A 19,976-nucleotide genomic window follows, 5' to 3' on the forward strand; every position below is an offset into this window, starting at 1 on the left:
ATAGGTAATTATAGTGTAGAATCAACTACAATTTACAATAACAGTTCATTTGTGAGGTTGTCATGTATAAAAATATTTTATTTGCTACGGATTTGCTTAAAGAACATAATCATCTCACAGCAAAAGCAATTACTATCGCACAACAATTTAATGCCAAACTCTTTTTATTGCATGTCATTGAATTACCTGCAAGCTTCCAACTTGCCCAAGGACTAGGATTTACAGAGCTGGCAAATCCTGCCAAAGATGACGCACAAACTGTTTTAGCTTTGATAGGTGAGAATTTTAATATTCCCATTGAGCAACAGTTTGTTGAAGTAGGCTCCGTCAAAGAACATATTTTCAATAAAGTAAAAGAATTAAATTGTCAGCTCATTATTTTAGGCAGTCACTCTTCTACACTCCACACTTTTTTAGGAAGCACAGCGCATGCTACTGTAAATCACGCTCCATGTGATGTACTCACTTTACGACTGTAACTTAATATAAATCGGCGAGAAACATCGATTTATTATTTCTAATATTAAGACTCATTACTTATTACAGGTGATCTTTTTCAACTTAGAACCATAAAAGGTAGACTCATTTTAAAATATGGTTTGTTTGTATTAGTTCGCTTGGTGAACTAAACTTAACTTGAATATGGTCAGACTTTAACCATAAAATGGTTGTTAATTACTAAAGAAGAGTATAGGGCATGTCTCTTCTACTCCTAGAAACCAAAAAGGTTACTCTGTTAAGGCCATGATATTGCTCAGAAGTAGACTAAAGTAAAGAGGCATCTTGAAAGTTTGTTCTTGATGCAACAGATTAGAGGTATTAAAAGATGAAACGCGAACACATTATTGAATCGTTGGTAAATCAATTTGCTGAAAACATAAAAAATTTATCCGATGAAACGTTACAGGATGTTGAGTCTGGTAAATTAGTAATCAGTTTAACCCCCGCTGTTGGTAAAGAAGCAGGAGGCAAGGGACCTATTGCTAAAGAGCCAGCGCTAGCTGCTGCAAAGGGTATTGCTGAACCAAGAAGAGCAGCGTCACCAGCTATTGCGGAAAGAGTAAAAACACTGAGGTAAGTAATTAGAGCCATTATGTTCGTTAGAAGTGGACTAAAGTTTGTAGCATCTTGACTTATTTTTGATGTAAGTGAGTATGAGGTATCATAAAATGAAACGTGAACACATTATTGAATCATTGGTAAAGCAATTTGCTGAAAATATAAAAAACTTATCCGATGAAACGTTACAGGATGTTGAGTCTGGAAAACTGGTAATCAGTTTAAGCCCCGCTGTTGGTAAAGAGGCAGGAGGCAAAGGGTATATTCTTACTAAAGAGTCAGCACTAGATGCTGCAAAGGCAAAAAGAGCAGCGTCACCAGCTATTGCGGAAAGAGCAAAAGCGCTGAGGTAAGTAATTAGAGCCATTATGTTCGTCAGAAGTGGACTAAAGTTTGTAGCATCTTGACTTATTTTTGATGTAAGTGAGCATGAGGTATCATAAAATGAAACGCGAACACATCATTGAATCATTGGTAAATCAATTTGCTGAAAATATAAAAAACTTATCTGATGAAACGTTACAGGATGTTGAATCTGGCAAATTGGTAATCAGTTTAACGCCCTCTGTTGGCAAAGAAGCAGGAGGCAGAGCCTCATTAGTAAAAGCTGTAGAACCAGCTAGAAAACTCCCTGAAGCAGCACGCCCTGCTCTTGCCGTTAAACAAAAAAGAGAAATCAAATAGATTTTCTTGACGGAGAGCTTCCATTTTTGAACCAGATGTGGATAATCCATATCTGGTTCTTCTTGCAATTAACATACCCTACATCATGGATATGTTGAGTGTCTTGTCCTATAACTGATTCACAAATTCACGGTATAAAAATTAATTATCTAGAGCTGAATGCGTTTGTATTAATTCACTGGGTGAACTAAACTTAATTTGAAGATTGATTCATAATAAACCATAATGGATTTATTTTGCATTGCCATTGGGTTTTTAATTGAGAGAAAATTTTAAGGATATGACTTTTCTTTTTCTATTGTGAGAAGCCAGACGGATCTACCTTAAATGGTCATTGGACTATTTAAAAATTGACTAAAGTTGTTAGCATCTTGAAGTTTTATTCCAGATGCAAGAAATTAGAGGTATTAAAAGATGAAACGCGAACACATTATTGAGTCGTTGGTAAATCAATTTGCTGAAAATATAAAAAACTTATCCGATGAAACGTTACAGGATGTTGAGTCTGGTAAATTAGTAATCAGTTTAACCCCCGCTGTTGGCAAAGAAGCAGGAGGAGCTGGAGTAGCCCGAGCCACTGCACTGAAGAGCGCTGAACTTACTAAAACTGCTCAAGCTAAACAAGTTCAGGTTTCGGATAGATTGATGAAGATCTAGTTTTGTCCCTACTTAAGACCGTGATGTGTGACGATACATATCTCGGTCTATTTATTTGCAATAAGCATGAATCAATACAACATTGAAGTTATTGTGTAATTTGGCATAAAATTAAAAACCTATTAGATCCGTAATTTATCCCGGGTTTCTAATTCTCAAAAAAATCACGTAGTTTATAAAATATAAGAGCCATTGCCCCCCTGCTAGCCTGGGTTTCTGCGAGTGCATCCAGCATAAGAAAAGCATGGACAGTAGCTTCAAACCGTACCGACAAAACGGGAACTTCTGCTTCAATAAGTTTGTGAGCATAAGCCTCACATTCATCACGCGTTACATCGCACTCAGCACTAATAATAAGTGTAGGAGGTAGCCCGGATAATTGGTCAAGAGTAGCCATGAGTGGTGATGCGGTCGGTTGATTCCGTATAGTGATATCAGGACAATAGAAATCCCAAAGACATTGAATTGCCTCTACAGAAAGAAAATAACCATTTGCAAATTCCTGATAGGATGCCTGAGTGAACGTTGCACTTGTCACAGGGTAGAGAAGAAGCTGAAAACCAATTTTTGGTCCCTTACGCTCTTTTGCTAAAAGAGTTACTGCAGCAGCAATATTTCCTCCTGCACTTTCTCCAGCAATAGCTAACCGTGAAACATCCAAATTGAGTTGACTCCCATTTTCTGCAATCCATTGGACCACAGCATAAACTTCTTCGATCGGGATTGGATATTGTCCTTCTGGTGCCCTTTGAAACTCCACAAAAATTAGAGCTGCACCCGAGCCATTCGTCAAAGCGCTTAACATACGTTCGTACATTTTATAATCACCTCGCACCCAACCCCCTCCATGTACATAAACCAATACTGGCAAAACTCCGAGGGTACCAGGTGGACGAAGGATGCGTATACTTACTTTACCATTTGGCCCCACAGGAAGCTCATGTTTTTCAGTATCTACCGGTTCTTTATTAACAGAAACTAATGTCTGTAGATGCTTAAATGCATCCCGTGCTTGTTGGGGTGTAAGCTCATGAAATTTGGGGCCGGGCTGGCTATTCACTTGGTCTAAAAAAGTCTGAGCTACAGGATCTAGTACGGTTTTGGATTTCATCTAATGATCTATCCCAAGTGTTGTCCCCCAGATAACCCGGGGGAAAGCATTATGATCTTATTAGTTCTGTTCATTAACAAACTTCATCAGCTCGTCATTGCATTTTTCCCACTCATCATAAAATAACCCATGCCCACTATTTTCAAAACGGATAAGTTTGGAACCTTTAATGCCCTTATGCATTGCTTCACCCAAGCCAAAAGGACAAACTCTATCGGCAGGAGCATGAAAAATAGCGGTTGGTACTTTAACTTGTTCTAAATTTTTACGTTGATCGGTATCTCTCAGAGCAATGATGCATTCCGCAGTTGCGTAGGGAGATGCTTCCATACCCATATTCTGCATCCAATCCGCAAATTTGGGACTGACAGAATCTTCTTTATGAAAAAAGAGCTTTCCAAAATTTTCCAATAACTGAGGTCGATCGGAATAACACAATTTGAGCAATTCATTACATTGATCAATAGTTAAACCATGAGGGTAATCTGAGCGCTGCGTCCAAATAGGCGCTGCGGCACCTAGCAATACCATCCCAGAAACTCGCTCATTATGATGGCGTACACAGTAGTTAATACATATTGCACCACCCATTGAATGACCTACCAGTGTGACATTATATAAATTAAGATGACGTAAAACTTTTAAAATATCATCCGCAAAAACATCATAATTGTACTCGCCCCAAGGTTTATCCGATTTTCCATAGCCTCTCATATCGATGCCAATACAACGAAAGCCATGTTTCGGTATCTGAGTAAATTGATATTCATAGCAACGATGGTCAAAAGGCCAACCAGATATAAATACAATTGGTTTACCAGAGCCCCAATCCTGTACAAAAACGCGAGTGCAATCATCAACTTGTACATATTCCATATACATCTCCTTGTTTAACAGATATTTAATTTTCAATCCTAAATAAACTAGCTATTGTTAACTATAGATGTATTTTTTTGAAAATGTGAAAATATATGATTCGATCCCATACTTTTTTTGTAAAGAAAGCCGCCCCTATTTTTCAGTGACTTTAAATGATACTTTTAAATAATCAATTAAAGATTTGCTATATTTAGATAATTTGTCATACACATTTTACGCTAACATCAAGTCTTTTGAGTTTTATTCTCAAAATCAGGAAATTGGAATTTGGCAAGCTCTGCAAAATATCCCTCGGTTTGAATTAATTGCTCAAAATTGCCTTCCTGTATAATCCGTCCTTCATCGATCACCAAAATTCGTGATGCACTTTTTAATGTGGAGAGACGATGAGCGATAACAATCTGTGTGATGTTTAGTTTTGCCAAATACTCTTGAATTTTTGTTTGATTTTGATTATCAAGAGCACTTGTTGCTTCATCAAGAAATAAAATTTTTGGTTTTTTTATCAAAGCACGTGCAAGAACAATTCGTTGTTGTTCTCCGCCTGACAAAGATTGCATGCCCTCATTAATGAAAGTATCCATCTCCATAGGTAAAGCTGAGATCATTTGTTCCAGACCCAGGTGATAAACAATATTCCATGCATCATTTCTCGTGAGATGTTTGTCATTACCAATAATGTTTTCGAGTATTGTTCCCGGTGTAAGTACTGATTTTTGGGTAACAACCCCGATTTGTTGTCGCAAATTGGCTAAATTAATCATGTCCATATTAATGTCATCATAAAAAATTTGACCATCTAATGGTTTTTCTAATCCCAATAAAATTCGGAATAAAGTTGATTTACCACATCCAGAATTTCCAGTGATCCCAATGACTTCGCCAGGATTAATTAATAAATTAATGTTTTTATAAATTAATGGCTGATTGTCTTCATAGCGAAAAGATAAATTCTTGATTTGAATTTTTCCTTCTATCTTTATATGGCTACCTCCAAGCTGCAACGGTTCGACTTTTGCTTCAAAAATAATTAGTGATTGTTCAAAAAGAGGCACGATAATCAAAATTGACGAAATAAACGTAGTCAGCGTAAGCAAAGCTGAAAAAAATTGCGAAAATGCTGCATTAAAAGCAATAAAAGTACCAATTTGCATCTGCTTGTTGAAGTAAAAATAAATACAGAAGAGAATAAGAGTCATGAGCAAGAGTAAGGAGCCATGAATAATATGTATACTAATCCTTATCTTATCTGCTTTGTATCTTGCAATTAAAAGATTGGAAAAATAATCAGACCAAATATTAAACGCTCGATATTCACTTGCTGATGCCTTAAATTTCATAATGCCACTGATTACTTGAAAAACAAAACCAGATAGCTTGGTCAGATATTCGTAGACTTTGCGCTGATGAATAAGCAAACGATGGCTAATGAAAAGAATTGCAGAACTAATTACAAAAACACTTACTAACGCCAAAACTGCAAGCATCAGGTTGTAATAACACATTAAAATAAAAGATAAAAAAGCAACGATCACACTAAAGAGAGATAAAATTGTTGATTGGGTAAGCATTTCTTGAATGGTTGAAACAACCCCTGCACGATAAGCAATGTCTCCGGCATTCAATTGGCGAAAAAAAGTGGGTGTTAATTTAAGAAGCCTATCCCAAATCGCTGGTTCAAGCCGTCTTTGTATTTTAAAACGAAGATTTAACATGAGAACCGTTTGATTGATTGATAGTAAGAAGAAAATTAATGTATTGATAATTAAGAGAATTGCTAAAAGTGTAATCTGTCCAGATTCTATAAATTGACTAAAATTATTAAAAAAGTAACTCATTAATATAGGTAAACTCATCAATATAAGACTTAATCCTAATTGCAAATATAGAATTGATTGCAATTCGTTTTTTAGAGTACTGAATGAAAATTTAAGAATATCTAAGAGTTTGGTTGCTGTTTTAGGAAGCGGTTTAATAAATGAAAAACCATAAGTGTCTATTTTATTTAATTGATTTGGAGATAAAGTAATAACTTCAGTTGGAGTAGAACATTGATAACCACCATTTTTTTTAGGTACTAAAACACATGGAGAATTATCCATAAACCCAAGAAAAATACCGAGATCATGATTCCACCATTTTTCTTCAAGTGTCATTTTGTGTATTCGAATACCTGAGTGAGTTGAAATTTTCTCCATTAAATCATCGAGATCGTCGCCAAGATCGCCACTAGGTATTTTAAGACTAACCTCCATCAATTCAGCTAAATGCAATAAAGCGTCAATTAATAATTTTTTATTATCTGAAATGGAATGGGTTTTGGTATCTTTATGACCCAATACTTGCTGAATTTTTAATAATCCGGGGGCAATATCCTCAAGTTCTGAATCATTCATAATAAGTAATCCCTTTCGATAAATCCCTTATAGCGTCCGTTGAGCTTCATTAATTGTTCATGATCTCCTCTTTCAATAACGCCTCCATCTTCAATGACAATAATTTCATCACAATATTTTATGGCGCTCAAACGATGAGTGACAATGAGAAAGCTGCAATTCATTTTACGCAAATTCTCATAGATTTTGGCCTCGCTGAGAGAATCGAGAGCTGAGGTTGCCTCATCCAGAAGAATCAATTCAGGTTTCTTTAGCAAAGCCCGTGCTAATTCAATTCTTTGTGCTTGTCCAAGACTTATATTACTTCCCCCTTCCTGAATAGGGTAGTCAAGGCCTCCTTTTAATTTAACTAAATCATAAATACAGGCAGCCTCTAGAGCCTCAATGATGGTTTTTTCATCAATACTTCTATCCCACATGGTAAGGTTATCGCGAATAGTTCCTTCAAATAGAAAAACATGTTGGTCAACATAGGAAACCATCTTAAACAGTTCTTTGGGCGTATAATTTTTTATGCTTTTTCCTTTGAGATAAATTTGACCTGACCAAGGCTCAAAAAGTCCGCAAATCAAATTGAGCAGTGAAGATTTTCCACCACCTGAAAGACCTGTAATCGCAACTGTACCGCCCTTTTTCAAATGAATATTAATTTCCGACAAGATAGGAGCCTCTAGTTTTGAATAACCGAAGTAGAGATCTTTTATATCGACCAAGTTATTTGATTTTATATCATTTTCCTCTATTGCCTTATCATTTTGTTGCGCCAGTAAAACATCATTAACTCGAATTAAATCTGCTTTAAGCTCATTGATTTTCAAAAAATTATCCACAATTTCTATCACTGGACCAGAAAAAAGAAGCAATAAAGTATAAATCGCAATTAAACCACCAACAGTCATCGTTCCTTGTATAATAAAATGAAGACCCAAGATAACCAGAAAAACTAGATTGAAGAAATACAAAACGCTAGGTAATAAAGAAATAAGCGCGGTATAAAAATCAATTTTTTGTTCTGATTCAATGAGCTTAGATTTATAACTTAACCATCGAGAAAAAAAACGATTTTCTCCATTCATAAATTTTAGGGTCTCAATCATTTGGACACCACTATATTCAATGCCGTATATTTTTGCATGATCTTGTGAGTAACGACGACCAAGATCTATTATTTTTCTCTTGGTAAGTACAATTGCTAAAAAATTTAATATAGTAATAAAAATTGTAATCAATCCAATGGTTTGATTAATTAAGAGAATCAGCGCAGAATAAATTAATATACTTAAAATCCCAATGATTGATTCGGATAAAAAATCAGTTGTTTTTGCCGCTATTTCATCAAAAATATGCACCCTATTTGCAATATCACCAGTAGCCCTTTGCAGATAATAGTTCATAGGTAAGTGCAGAAGTTTATTGAAAAACTCTGGAATTCGTTTGATTGAAAATTTTAATTTGTAGCGGACTACATAATATTGCTGAATCCACAAAAGGATTATCGTAATAATTAAAGTGATCGTCATGCCAATAATAAAACCTGGCATCCATTGCTTTTGATGTTTAACAATAATATTGTCAACAAAAAACTCAATAAACAAAGCCAAAGATGCTTGCGGAATTGACAAAAGAGCCGAAACAAGAACAATATAAATAATTTCTGTTGAGTCTCCCTTTAAATGATCACGCAGTAAATCAAGAACTGTTTTTTCTTTTTTACCTCCAGCTTTAAACTCTTTACTGGGTGTAATGCGCAAAACCACACCAGTAAAACCTTTATCAAACTCTTCAATAGTAATAACTCTAGGACCTGTAGCCGGATCATTGATATATACTTTATTTTTTATAATCCCTTCAATTACCATAAAATGCTCAAATTTCCAGAAAATAATAAATGGTGTTTGCATATAACGAAGGGTATCTATTTCCTGAATTCGTTTACCTTCAGCATTCATGCCTAGAGATCTAGCGGCTTTGATGATATTGATTGCTTTTGAACCATCACGAGTAACACCACAGGCTTCACGCATTTCCTCGGCAGAAATATATAGACCATAGTGAGAAAGAATGATTGCAAGACAAACGGCACCACACTCCATAGCATCCATTTGTAGAATAGTGGTAGTTTTAACTCGCTTATGCGGAGTATTTAATAAACCAGGATCAAGATCAAATTTAATCATTTTTATTCATTACCCAGTTTTTTGTCGATTTTAAAATTGGTAAAATTATAGAAAGAGGATGTTCTTTTTTAACGACAATCTCCACCTTCGTAACAGTACCAATTGATAGCTTTTCTTTGGGGCCTGACGAGGTAGTCCAAAGATACCCTGTTGGGGTATCAGACGAATGTTCTAGTTCTATTTTTACTTTAAAAACAGGCCCATTTTGTTCAAATACCTCAGCCATTTTTTGATTTTCTAAAATACTTTCAAGACCTTCAGGACTTATAGGTAGCTCACTCACAAAAGTAACTTTGCCAACTATTCCACCATATTCAAGTACATTGACATGTTTAGGGAAAACTTTAGATTGCATACCCACAACAATTTTTTTACCAACATCAGCATTAAAAAAGGCAATAACCTCTAAATCTTTATTATGAGTGATGATATTAATGAGTGTTTGCTTTTCGGTTAAGAAATCACCTGGCTTCACATACTCATTTGAAACAATTCCATCTTCTGGACTCACAACGGTTTCAGTTAACTTAATGTTTTCTATCAGTTTTTTTAAATTAAATTGTGATTGCGCCAATTTTTCCTGTAGATCACGGATTTTTGTATTCCATGATTCAATATAGTCATTTTTGTCTTGATTCAATTCGATAAGTGTATTTTCATTTTTAGTAATTTGTTCTTTCGAATCATAGTATGCAACTTGTATATCCGTTAACTCCAAACGTGATAAAATTCCCTTTTTAAAAGCAGCTTCCTGAATTTTTAATAAGGACTCAAGACGATTCTTTTTTCTTGTAAACTGTCATTAATTGTTTGTGTGTGATTAATAGAATCTTGAATTTGTTTTAAGCGAATATCTATTTCGGATTTTGCAGTTGTTGTCAGCTCGGCCAATTTAATTTTCTGTTGTTCTATATAATTGCTTAGTTCTTTAGCTTCACCATTCATATTTGGATTTACTAAAGTAGCAAGCAATTGTCCCTTTTTTACTTTAACTCCAGGGCTAACCCAAAGTTGCTTTACATACCCTCCAGAAATAGGTGACATCACATTAATAATTTCCGCATTTTTAGCAAAAATTATCCCCTGTCCTTCAACTAAAGTGGAGATTTGGCCAAATATCAACCAAAGAGCACCGGATACGATCAGCAAGAAAAAGATGATTAAATAAATCCATGACTTTGGTGTAATAATTCTAATATTTTGCTGAAAATCTTCACGCTCATAAAATGACTCTACTGCCTGCTTACGATAGAGATCTGACTCTTTCATTTTATTTTCTCGTACATAATGCGAATTCTATGAGTCAGAACAGGGAGAAGCTGGAGACCAATAGCCGGATAAGCATGTATTTGAGTGGTAAAGTCCCATTCTGAAATAAAGATACACTCCACTGGTTCTAAGGCCCTCACTGAAGCAGTAGTTTTTAATTTATCAATTACAGAAATTTCTCCAATAATTTGTCCCGGTTCTAATTGAGTAATTATCAACTCATTCCCATCGTGTAAGTTTTTAAAAACTTGAACCGTACCTTTATAAACGACAAAGATGCCAGTCGGATCACTGTTTTCAGCGATAATTAATTCATTCGGTTCGTAATGACGAAGTGTTACCAAACTAACTAGCGGCCACAAGGCGTTTTTATTTAGCATTTTAAATAAATCGAGTTCTTTCATGAAATTATATAATTCCAAGTTTTCAGAGATCGGGTTATCCATAAGCTTCTCCTGCTGAAGGCATGAAAACTAAGTTCAATTGAGGCTATCTAAAAATATATGCCCTAATCTATTTAAGCTCTATAGATTTAATAAATGATAAATTTGTTATCTAATTCAAAGATTAGACTGATTTAGGTTATTGAGCAAGGTGACTTAACTATCTCATGTAACTAAATCAATATTGGAGGGAAATAGATTGTTTTTACAAACAATCTATTTCTTTTTTTTGGCGTTTTTTTTCGCATGACTCATTAATCTTCTTTTTTTATTAACTTGTCGCTGTGATAACTTATTTTTCTTATCGGCAAAGGGGTTCGTTCCCCCTTTAAATTCGAGTTTCAAAGGAGTCCCAACTAATCCAAGATGCCTAATGAATTCATTATTGAGATAACGTTTATAGCTATCAGGCAAGTCAGCCAATTGGTTTCCATGAATCACAATGACAGGAGGATTATGCCCCCCAAGATGAGCATAACGCAACTTAATCCTGCGTCCATTCACACATGGAGGAGTATGTTTCATGCTGAGATCTTGCAGTAACCGGGTTAATTTTGGTGTAGAAAAAGATTGGATTGCGGAAGTATAAGCTTCATTAATATCTTTAAACAGATTTCCTACGCCACTTCCATGGAGTGCAGAAATAAATCTAATTTTAGCGAAATTTGCAAAGTGTAATCTTCTTGATAAATCGCTTTTAATTTTTTCTTTATGCTCTTCATCCAATCCATCCCATTTGTTCACGGCAATCACTAAAGCTTTACCTGATTCAATAATAAAACCAAGCAAATTCATGTCTTGATCGGTAATTCCTTCATTAGCATCCAGGAGTTGCAAACATACATTTGACTCTTCAATTGCTTTTAGCGTTTTAATCACTGAAAATTTTTCTATTTTTTCATCTATTCGCGATTTTCTGCGCACTCCCGCAGTATCAATTAAAATATACTTTTGATTATCTCTGGCAAAAGGAATGGCAATGCTATCCCTGGTAGTTCCTGGCATATCATAAACAACAACTCTTTCTTCGCCTAAAATTCGATTAATTAATGTTGATTTTCCAACATTGGGACGACCAGCGAAGGCAATTTTAATCGCATGTTCCTCTTCAATATCATCACATTGAGGAGCAAAAGGTGATAAAATATCATCCAATAAAGTTCGTATACCACTACCATGAGATGAAGAAATCGAATGAACGCTCGTAATACCTAAAGATTGAAAATCAGCACAAGCAATATCATCGTCTAAACCTTCAGTTTTATTTACAACAAGATGCACCTGTTTATTTAATTTTCGTAAATTGCTTGCGATTTTTTCATCAATACCTGTTAAACCAGCGCGTCCATCAACTAAAAACAAAACAATATCAGCTTCATGCAATGCTACTTCAGATTGTTTCGACATTAAACCATCAACAGCAATATCGTCAACACCGATACCACCAGTGTCCACAACGATATAATGCTTGTCATCATGATGTGCTTGGCCATATTGTCTGTCACGAGTTAAGCCAGGATAATCCGCAACAAGAGCATCTTGTGTTTTTGTCAGTTTATTAAATAAAGTAGACTTACCAACATTAGGACGTCCAACAAGTGCAATCACAGGGATCATGTTTAACTCACAGATAATTGATTAAGCATTCCATTGTCCGTTAATACGTATAACTTGCTTCCTATCACAGTCGGAGAAATACTTATTCCTCCCGAAATTTTGGCACGGGCCAATACTTCACCAGTTTGTGTGTCTAGAAAATGGAGATATCCTGTTTTGTCACCTACAACAATATCATTATTAATTAAAGTAGGTTCAGTCAATATCCTTGCTTTCAAACCTGTTTGCTTCCAATTTACTCGACCACTATGTTTATCAAGCGACCATATTACATCATGACTATCAGTAACATATAAAGTATTTCCACTTAAAACCATGTTCTTGTATACAGATCCTGGTTTTTTCCAAAGGAATTGTCCATCAGAAAGTGATAATGCACCAATAAAACCTTGATAAGTTGCTAAATAAACCACATTGTTTTCAACAATTGGATCTGCATCTATATCGACTAAACGTTCTACATCGCTTGATCCAGCAGCATAAACGATACTTCGTTGCCAGATCACACGACCCGAATCTATATCAAGTGCATCTAATTTCCCATCAGAAAAACCAATGAGCAGCAAATTTCCCATCACTATTGGAGATGAGCTTGCCTTTAAAATCAAACTAGGTGAACCATGCTCCGCTGTCCATAATTGTTTACCACTTGCAGCATCAAATGAATAGACCTTACCATCAATTGTTTTGACGATTACTTTGCGGTGCGCAATGGTAGGTGGAGATAAAATTTCACCGGAAACCTTGGCCTGCCATAACTTTTTACCATTGTTCTGATTTAATACAACGACTGAAGAGTTACTCGAACCCACAGCAATGTATCCATTTGCAATTGTAGGGCCACTTACTAAACCATGTTTCAGGGAGGTAGTCCATTTTATTTCACCGTTATTTTTATTCACTGCCTGAACCAGCCCACTGGCATCTGCAATGTATATAATGCTACCTTGAACTACTGGCTTAAGTCTTAAGTACTCTTTATTTTTAGACACCTTCCCCACAGAGACGGTCCATTTCTTGGCTACTTTAACTTTATCTTGAATTTCTTTGAGATCTTTAGGTTTAGGGGTGTTGTCTTTGCCTAACATATAATCATCAAGCTTGGAACATCCCTGTGCCAAAATAAGGAAAAGTAAAATAAAATATTTAATTTTCATGAAAATAAAACCTCAGTTTGAACTACCCGAATTTGTTAACTTCTATCGCTCAATTATGCCCTAAATATTCTTATATAGCTCACCAAAAAGTCATATTTATATCTTTAGATGACATAGTTAATCCAACCCGTTCTCAAATCTGATTCTCTACTAAGCGTTTAATCTTGTGATTAGAGAGAAAAGTTGGAACTAAAGAAACTTTAGGATTCCTCTTTCTATAAAGCTATGAACGCCAAAATAAAGTAATACAAAATTCTTATATAAATTTATCAACCTCATAATGATCCATTATGCAGACTGTACTTTCTTATCTCCTGAAATCATTGAATGCGATTTGCTTGCGATCTCATTCGTTTTCATTTCTAAAAATAAGTTACCCATCCCATTTGTTTTTACTTCGTCTAATGCTAACTTGTAAGAATTCATGGCCTCTTGATATTGACCTGTTGCCCCATAAATATCGCCTTTTAATTCATTAATAACTGGCAAATAGGTATTATCATCAATGCTGCTCAGCTCTTTTAAGGCGTTAGTATAAGATTTTTCTGCTGCGTAGATGCGTGCTATACGAATTTTTGCTATTTGCTTTAAAGCCAGCATTTGACTATTAGAAGCAACGCTTTGCAGCTCCTCTTTTGCCTTGTTTAATTTATTTTTAGAAACATAAATCTTGGCAAGAGTCATATGTGCAACATCAGCATAAACCGATCCACTATGTTCATGGGTTAATTCATTAGCATAAGATCTTACTGCCTTAATATTGTGGTTCGAAAGCGCAACCATCATATGCTCATATGCAATTGAAGCTTGTTGGGTTAATTTATCTTGATGCCAATGGAGATACCTGTATCCAGCAACACCAAAGAGTATTAGCGATAATACAATAGTAATTAGATTACCATATTGCTTCCACCATTTTTTTATTGATTCTAATTGTTCCTCTTCAGTCATATACACTGACATAGCACTCTCCCACACTCATTCTAAATAATCTTTTAAAACTTGATGAAGCATATTTTGATTTACTGTAATTTGCTCTGTTCCACTACGTAAATTTTTAATGCCAATTTGTTCCTGGATCATTTCATCGTCACCCAAAATTAAAGCTAAGAGTGCACCACTTTTATCCGCTTTTTTAAATTGGCTTTTAAAACTTCCTCCCGCAGTATTTACCAATACTTCTACTTTAGGATATACATTACGGATTGATTCAGCAATCTTAAGTCCACGAACCACTGCCTGATCATTAGTGGCAATGATATATAACGTATTTTTTTTCTCATCTAGCTTTAATAGACTTAAAGTTTCCATCAATAAATAAATTCTTTCAATGCCTAATGCAAAACCAGCTGCAGGTGTTGGATTACCACCTAGTTGTTCTACGAGTATATCGTAACGACCTCCAGCACAAACAGTTGCTTGGCTGCCTAATTTATCTGTAACCCATTCAAATACTGTATGCCCATAATAATCAAGTCCACGCACTAATACAGGATTAATTTCATAAGAAATGTTCAATGCATCTAAACCCTCGCAAAAAGACTGAAAATGTGCTCGACTGTTCTCTCCTAACACATCAATTAATTTTGGTGCATTAGCTAATAAGCTGTGCATTTCAGGATTTTTACTGTCCAAAATCCGTAATGGATTTCGATCTAATCTTCGGTTACTGTCTTCATCCAATCGGTCTTTATGATCCAATAAATATTCCACTAAAACTTTCTTATAATGATGTCGCTCAGATAATTCACCTAAAGTATTGATCTGCAATTGAACTAACTCATCAAAACCCAACTGCTCCCAGAACTTACGGCAAATAGAAATCAATTCTAATTCAATTAGTGCGCCTGGCATTCCAAATGCTTCGACACCAAGTTGATTAAATTGTCTATATCGTCCCTTCTGAGGTCGTTCATGACGAAACATAGGTCCCATATACCACAATTTTTGTTGCTGATTATGTAAAAGACCGTGCTCAAGACAAGCACGAACACAACCTGCAGTTCCTTCTGGTCTAAGGGTAATACTGTCGCCATTGAGATCGTTAAAAGTATACATTTCCTTTTCAACAATATCAGTGACCTCACCGATAGTACGTTTAAACAATTGTGTATTTTCGACAATGGGAAAACGTATTTCTTGATAGCCGTAGCGTGTGAGCACCTTAATAAACACTTCTTCTAAGGCACGCCATAGAGCAGTTGTTTCAGGGAGGACGTCATTCATTCCACGGATTGCTTGAATTCGCTCAGTCACTGCTCTTCTCCAATGGAGACATTTCAGGCTTTGGATTGAGCAAAGATTGCATTTTAGAGATATCTGTTAACTTAATTTCTAAATTTTTGTTTACTGGTGTTTGTTGATTCAACGATAAATCGACAGGAGCAGGGTTATTTGCCGAAAATAGTTGTTGATTATCTCTATTTTTTTGCCACCAAATACCAACAGCAACAATCACTCCCAAAGCAAATAAAAGAGTAAACCAACGAATAATATGTTCTGCTTTATGAGACTCGCGTTTACTTTGTTGCCACAAAGCACGTTCTGGTTTTCTCTCAATAAGGTATTGCTTATTAAATATAGCTAAATAAGGCTCGGGAGACGTGCCCAATAACTTGGCATAAGCGCGCAAATATCCTTTAACAAAAACAGGTTCAGGCAACAAATGAAACTCATTATTTTCAATTAATTCAATTATACGAGCTCTTAAATGAAGTTTATTCGCAACATATTCGATAGTATAACCCTTTTGTTCTCGTATAGAGGCAAGATGCGCTCCTGGATTCCTATCATTTTCTAGTATATTTTCATCCAGAGTGGTTATTGTGTTCATTATTTACTCCACTGTTATCAATATAGGAATTTAAATTGTTCATGCTTTGCTCATATTGTGCAGCAATATGATGCTGTCCTACTTTCTCAGAAATTTCTTTAGCTAAAGACAACAGTATTTTGTCATTTAAAACTAAATCGGGATGATTCTGTACTAAAGCAAAAGCAGTCTGCTCTTTTCCCGTTTTAATTTCTAATTTCAGCAATTCATATAAGGAGACCTTCCGTGAAGGATCTTGATTTAATGCCTTTGTGAAATAAAACATTGCCTTTTCATCATCAGGAACAGATAACGCACATAGTCCTGCATTTTCATAAGCACCAGCAGTATGAATATATTGTAAATCATTGACTGCTTTTAAAAAGTATTTTTCAGCTTTTTTATAATCACCTTGGCGACACAAGAATGCACCATAATTATTAAGCTGAGCTCCTCCGCTCCCGGTTAGAGATATTGCCTTTAAATAATACTTTTCTGCTTGTTCGAATTCTTTAGTTTGTTCAAAATAATAAGCCAATGCTGAATTTACATCGGGCGATGCAGGCTCTTGCTCAAATGCAGTAAGCAATTTCTTTTTCGCTCGCGGCCTGTCTCCTTGTTTTAAATAACCTAGCCCAAGCTGAACATTGTATGATGCAGCCTTGCCAAGATTGGGCTTTTTAAAATTTTGTTTTTCACTTTCTTCATTATGGGTACAGGCTTGCATCAACAAGCAAACCATAATCAACAAGGAATAAACCCTTTTTAGCACAATATCCCACATTAAGGTTATAAAATGATTGGGCATTATAACCGCTTACTGATAAATTAAAAATGATTTGTCATAAATAATAAGGTTTGTTGACAATTCATTCTTCCCTCAATGCACTGAATCTTCTACATATCTCTGAATTTTATTCATTTGTACGCTGTTCTTGGTCAGACTTGGATATAAAATGCATTTTTTGCCATTTTTCAGAGCGCCTTGTTCTGTCCTTTACATCCCCTGCTAATTGACCACATGCTGCGTCAATATCATCACCTCGTGTTCTACGAGTAATCGTGTTAATTCCATGAGCCATTAATTTTTCCCTAAATGCATCAATTGTCTCCTGGGGAGAACGCTCATATTGTGTCATAGGAAATGGATTAAAAGGGATTAAGTTTACTTTTGCAGGAATATTACGTAATAGCTTAATTAATTGAGTTGCATGCTCAGGTTGATCGTTTACTCCTTTTAGCATCACGTATTCAAAAGTCACCTTTCTTCTAGGTTCATTTTTAAAATAAATTTTACACAAAGCCATTAATTGAGCTAATGGATATTTCTTATTAATTGGGACAAGTTCATTTCTCAATTCGTCATTAGGTGCATGAAGAGAAACGGCTAACGCGACAGGACTTACCTCTCTTAAACGTTCTAGATCCGGTAAAACCCCTGAGGTACTTAAAGTCACCCTCCTCTTTGATAATCCATATGCAAAATCATCCATCATAATATCCATTGCCGAAACAACATTATCAAAATTAAGTAACGGTTCCCCCATCCCCATCATCACCACATTAGTGACTCTTTTGTCATGACTTCCATGGCTTTGTGACAGTTCACGAACAGCCAACCAAACCTGTCCAATAATTTCGGCTGTTGTTAGATTTCGATTAAAACCTTGTTTTGCTGTAGAACAAAAAGAGCAATTCAGCGCACATCCAACTTGAGAGGAGACGCATAAAGTGCCTCGATTAGCTTCAGGGATAAATACAGTTTCAATACAATTTCCACATTCAAGTTTTAATAACCACTTATGAGTTCCATCATTAGATTTTTGACAGGCGATTATTTCTGGTAATTTGATGTAAGACAATTGCGATAATTTTTCTCTGAGAGTTTTTCCTAAATTAGTCATTTGAGCGAAGTCAATTAGGCCTGCTTGATGAATCCACTGTATTATCTGCTGAGCTCGGTATGATTGCTCACCCCAGCTACTCAATAGTTCACGCATTTGTTGATAATTGTAATCCAGAAGATTTACTTTTTTTGCAGTCAATTTTTCACTCCAAATTTAATGGCACTAAGTAAGGATATGATTAAAGGATCAGGTAGCAAAGGTTGAAAGTGTACATCTCTGGACTTTAATCAAAATAATGAGCCTGGGCTACGCTTCATTCACCCCGGCTATTTAAAACAATCACTTAATGCCTTTAAAATTTTATCTTTCGCAAATTTCATGTGGCTCAAAGAAGAACGCTATTTCACGAGTTGCATTTTCTAAACTATCCGAACCATGTACTGCATTCGCATCAATACTGTCAGCAAAATCAGCTCGAATAGTTCCTGGGGCTGCCTCTTTAGGATTAGTTGCTCCCATAATTTCTCTATTTTTCAAGACAGCGTTTTCACCTTGTAATACTTGAACCATTACTGGACCAGAAATCATGAATTCAACTAAATCTTTAAAAAATGGGCGTGCACGATGAATATCGTAAAAATTCTCTGCTTGCTCACGTGAAAGTTGCATCATCTTTGCTGCAATGATGTTTAGACCAGCATTTTCAAAACGTGTATAAATTTGACCAATTACAGATTTAGCTACTGCATCAGGTTTAATAATTGACAATGTTAATTCTTTTGTCATTACGCACTCCATAGGGGTTATGTTAAAGTGCAACATTATACACGAAATCCTTGTTCTATGGCTAATATAAATTGATTTTTAAGTCAATGATTGGTTTATTTTTTAAACGGGATTTATTACTCTCTAATTGCCAGACCCTATACTCTTATCAAAATATAGAGGCTCTCTATTAATCGCATCTTGTGATGGATCAATTTTATAATCAGGCAAAAATTTGAGAAGCTCGACAACACGAAGAATTGTATCGTAAAATTGATTCCGAAAAGCATTAGCAGATTCGGTTATTTCTTCGGCTCTAATAATATATTCCTTTATTTGCACATCAAAATCAGATTCAATTTGAAATATTTTTTCCAAATTGAAAACCATTCTTGCTTTGAGATCCTGGTTTAATGATGCTTTAAGTGTTTCATTCATTTTTTCAATAAAATGAAGTTTGTTTTCCTCTGTTTGATTATCCATTATGTTACAATAAATCAAGGCGTGTCTAATTGCTTTACGAATTTCACTTTTAGTTCCCGAAAAATTCGCAGTTTTTAATGGGGACTTCAACGCATTAATCGCTTTTTCCATTTCACTATTAAACATCTGCGTTACTTTTATAAGGACTGATTGACTTTCAGCAATGAGATAATCATGCTGGCCATGTGTTTTATGAAACTCATCACCAAGGGATATTAATTGTTGTCGCTCCCTTTCTAAAGCTTCCCGAGTTGCAGCACCTTGAGCCTCTTCATCTTTAGCACTTTCTCCAGACAACAAATAATCGATGAAAAGTTTTTGAGCGTAGACGTGATAATCATTTGCCTGTTCCAAAATAATGCCATTTAATACATTTCTTAATGGAACTTGCACTAGATGATGATATAAGCTAGTCGGAGTTTTAACTGCTTCAACCAGTTCTGCATATTCTAAATTAACTTGGTATTTACCCAAGATGCGTTCAGCCGTGATGGCGCCATAAGTAGAAAACCAATGGCTTAATTCATTATTACCTTCTTCCCCGTTCATTTTTCATCCGATTTAATTTTTTTAAAGTATGTGATATAAGACAGCTTATTTTAATAAGTATAGTGTATTCA

At 35.3% G+C, this 19,976-nt stretch carries 21 protein-coding genes; 5 read left to right on the forward strand and 16 right to left on the reverse strand.

What is annotated here, in order from left to right:
* Nucleotides 1-62 precede the first annotated feature (62 nt).
* The 5 genes from EL220_RS09180 (at nt 63) to EL220_RS09200 (ending at nt 2,400) form a co-directional block, all read left to right on the forward strand.
* Nucleotides 63-479, forward strand: a complete 417-nt coding sequence (locus EL220_RS09180; protein ID WP_027269808.1) for a universal stress protein — start codon at nt 63-65, stop codon at nt 477-479.
* A 347-nt stretch (nt 480-826) separates the two neighbouring features.
* The gene (locus tag EL220_RS09185; RefSeq protein ID WP_035905624.1) at nt 827-1,078 is read left to right on the forward strand and encodes a hypothetical protein; all 252 of its coding nucleotides are present in this window, start codon (nt 827-829) and stop codon (nt 1,076-1,078) included.
* Nucleotides 1,079-1,169: 91 nt separating this feature from the next.
* Nucleotides 1,170-1,412 (forward strand): hypothetical protein, encoded by a 243-nt coding sequence (locus EL220_RS09190; protein ID WP_035905622.1) that lies wholly within the window; start codon nt 1,170-1,172, stop codon nt 1,410-1,412.
* A gap of 91 nt (nt 1,413-1,503) precedes the next feature.
* Nucleotides 1,504-1,743 carry a hypothetical protein gene (locus EL220_RS09195; protein ID WP_035905619.1) on the forward strand — a complete coding sequence of 80 codons (240 nt, stop codon included), beginning with the start codon at nt 1,504-1,506 and terminating at the stop codon, nt 1,741-1,743.
* A gap of 414 nt (nt 1,744-2,157) precedes the next feature.
* Nucleotides 2,158-2,400 (forward strand): hypothetical protein, encoded by a 243-nt coding sequence (locus tag EL220_RS09200; protein WP_027269807.1) that lies wholly within the window; start codon nt 2,158-2,160, stop codon nt 2,398-2,400.
* 148 nt (nt 2,401-2,548) lie between these two features.
* Here EL220_RS09200 and EL220_RS09205 read toward each other — a convergent pair whose 3' ends face one another.
* The 16 genes from EL220_RS09205 to EL220_RS09275 all read right to left on the reverse strand — a co-directional run bounded on the left by EL220_RS09205 (nt 2,549) and on the right by EL220_RS09275 (nt 19,905).
* Nucleotides 2,549-3,511 carry an alpha/beta hydrolase gene (locus tag EL220_RS09205; RefSeq protein WP_027269806.1) on the reverse strand — a complete coding sequence of 321 codons (963 nt, stop codon included), beginning with the start codon at nt 3,509-3,511 and terminating at the stop codon, nt 2,549-2,551.
* 60 nt (nt 3,512-3,571) lie between these two features.
* Nucleotides 3,572-4,387, reverse strand: coding sequence for an alpha/beta fold hydrolase (locus EL220_RS09210; protein ID WP_027269805.1), 816 nt, complete (start codon nt 4,385-4,387; stop codon nt 3,572-3,574).
* Nucleotides 4,388-4,614: 227 nt separating this feature from the next.
* A complete protein-coding gene (locus EL220_RS09215) occupies nt 4,615-6,786 on the reverse strand; it encodes an ATP-binding cassette domain-containing protein (RefSeq protein ID WP_027269804.1) in 2,172 nt (723 codons plus the stop codon).
* Nucleotides 6,783-8,963, reverse strand: a complete 2,181-nt coding sequence (locus EL220_RS09220) for a cysteine peptidase family C39 domain-containing protein (protein ID WP_027269803.1) — start codon at nt 8,961-8,963, stop codon at nt 6,783-6,785. The genes EL220_RS09215 and EL220_RS09220 overlap by 4 nt, the downstream gene beginning before the upstream one ends.
* Nucleotides 8,956-9,681, reverse strand: coding sequence for an HlyD family efflux transporter periplasmic adaptor subunit (locus EL220_RS09225; protein WP_232002360.1), 726 nt, complete (start codon nt 9,679-9,681; stop codon nt 8,956-8,958). The genes EL220_RS09220 and EL220_RS09225 overlap by 8 nt, the downstream gene beginning before the upstream one ends.
* Before the next feature lie 41 nt (nt 9,682-9,722).
* A complete protein-coding gene (locus EL220_RS18900; protein WP_232002361.1) occupies nt 9,723-10,232 on the reverse strand; it encodes a biotin/lipoyl-binding protein in 510 nt (169 codons plus the stop codon).
* Nucleotides 10,229-10,678 (reverse strand): Crp/Fnr family transcriptional regulator, encoded by a 450-nt coding sequence (locus EL220_RS09230; RefSeq protein WP_027269801.1) that lies wholly within the window; start codon nt 10,676-10,678, stop codon nt 10,229-10,231. Before EL220_RS09230 ends, EL220_RS18900 begins: the two co-directional genes overlap by 4 nt.
* A gap of 213 nt (nt 10,679-10,891) precedes the next feature.
* Nucleotides 10,892-12,292, reverse strand: coding sequence for a ribosome biogenesis GTPase Der (der, locus tag EL220_RS09235; RefSeq protein ID WP_027269800.1), 1,401 nt, complete (start codon nt 12,290-12,292; stop codon nt 10,892-10,894).
* A 2-nt stretch (nt 12,293-12,294) separates the two neighbouring features.
* Nucleotides 12,295-13,449, reverse strand: a complete 1,155-nt coding sequence (gene bamB, locus EL220_RS09240) for an outer membrane protein assembly factor BamB (protein ID WP_027269799.1) — start codon at nt 13,447-13,449, stop codon at nt 12,295-12,297.
* Between the two features lie 288 nt (nt 13,450-13,737).
* Entirely contained in the window at nt 13,738-14,412 is a 675-nt protein-coding gene (locus tag EL220_RS09245) for a YfgM family protein (protein WP_027269798.1), read from the reverse strand.
* A gap of 15 nt (nt 14,413-14,427) precedes the next feature.
* A complete protein-coding gene (gene hisS, locus EL220_RS09250; protein WP_222836618.1) occupies nt 14,428-15,675 on the reverse strand; it encodes a histidine--tRNA ligase in 1,248 nt (415 codons plus the stop codon).
* 22 nt (nt 15,676-15,697) lie between these two features.
* Complete coding sequence (locus tag EL220_RS09255; protein ID WP_027269796.1) at nt 15,698-16,282, reverse strand: helix-turn-helix domain-containing protein; 585 nt, start codon at nt 16,280-16,282, stop codon at nt 15,698-15,700.
* Nucleotides 16,257-17,033, reverse strand: coding sequence for a type IV pilus biogenesis/stability protein PilW (pilW, locus tag EL220_RS09260; RefSeq protein WP_027269795.1), 777 nt, complete (start codon nt 17,031-17,033; stop codon nt 16,257-16,259). Before pilW ends, EL220_RS09255 begins: the two co-directional genes overlap by 26 nt.
* Nucleotides 17,034-17,175: 142 nt before the next feature.
* Entirely contained in the window at nt 17,176-18,306 is a 1,131-nt protein-coding gene (gene rlmN / locus EL220_RS09265) for a dual-specificity RNA methyltransferase RlmN (protein ID WP_027269794.1), read from the reverse strand.
* 162 nt (nt 18,307-18,468) lie between these two features.
* Nucleotides 18,469-18,894 (reverse strand): nucleoside-diphosphate kinase, encoded by a 426-nt coding sequence (gene ndk / locus EL220_RS09270; RefSeq protein ID WP_027269793.1) that lies wholly within the window; start codon nt 18,892-18,894, stop codon nt 18,469-18,471.
* 123 nt (nt 18,895-19,017) lie between these two features.
* Nucleotides 19,018-19,905: a hypothetical protein gene (locus tag EL220_RS09275; RefSeq protein WP_027269792.1), complete on the reverse strand. Its 888-nt coding sequence runs from the start codon at nt 19,903-19,905 to the stop codon at nt 19,018-19,020.
* Between the last annotated feature and the right edge of the window lie 71 nt (nt 19,906-19,976).

The organism is Legionella sainthelensi, assembly GCF_900637685.1.
Taxonomy (GTDB): Bacteria; Pseudomonadota; Gammaproteobacteria; order Legionellales; family Legionellaceae; genus Legionella; species Legionella sainthelensi.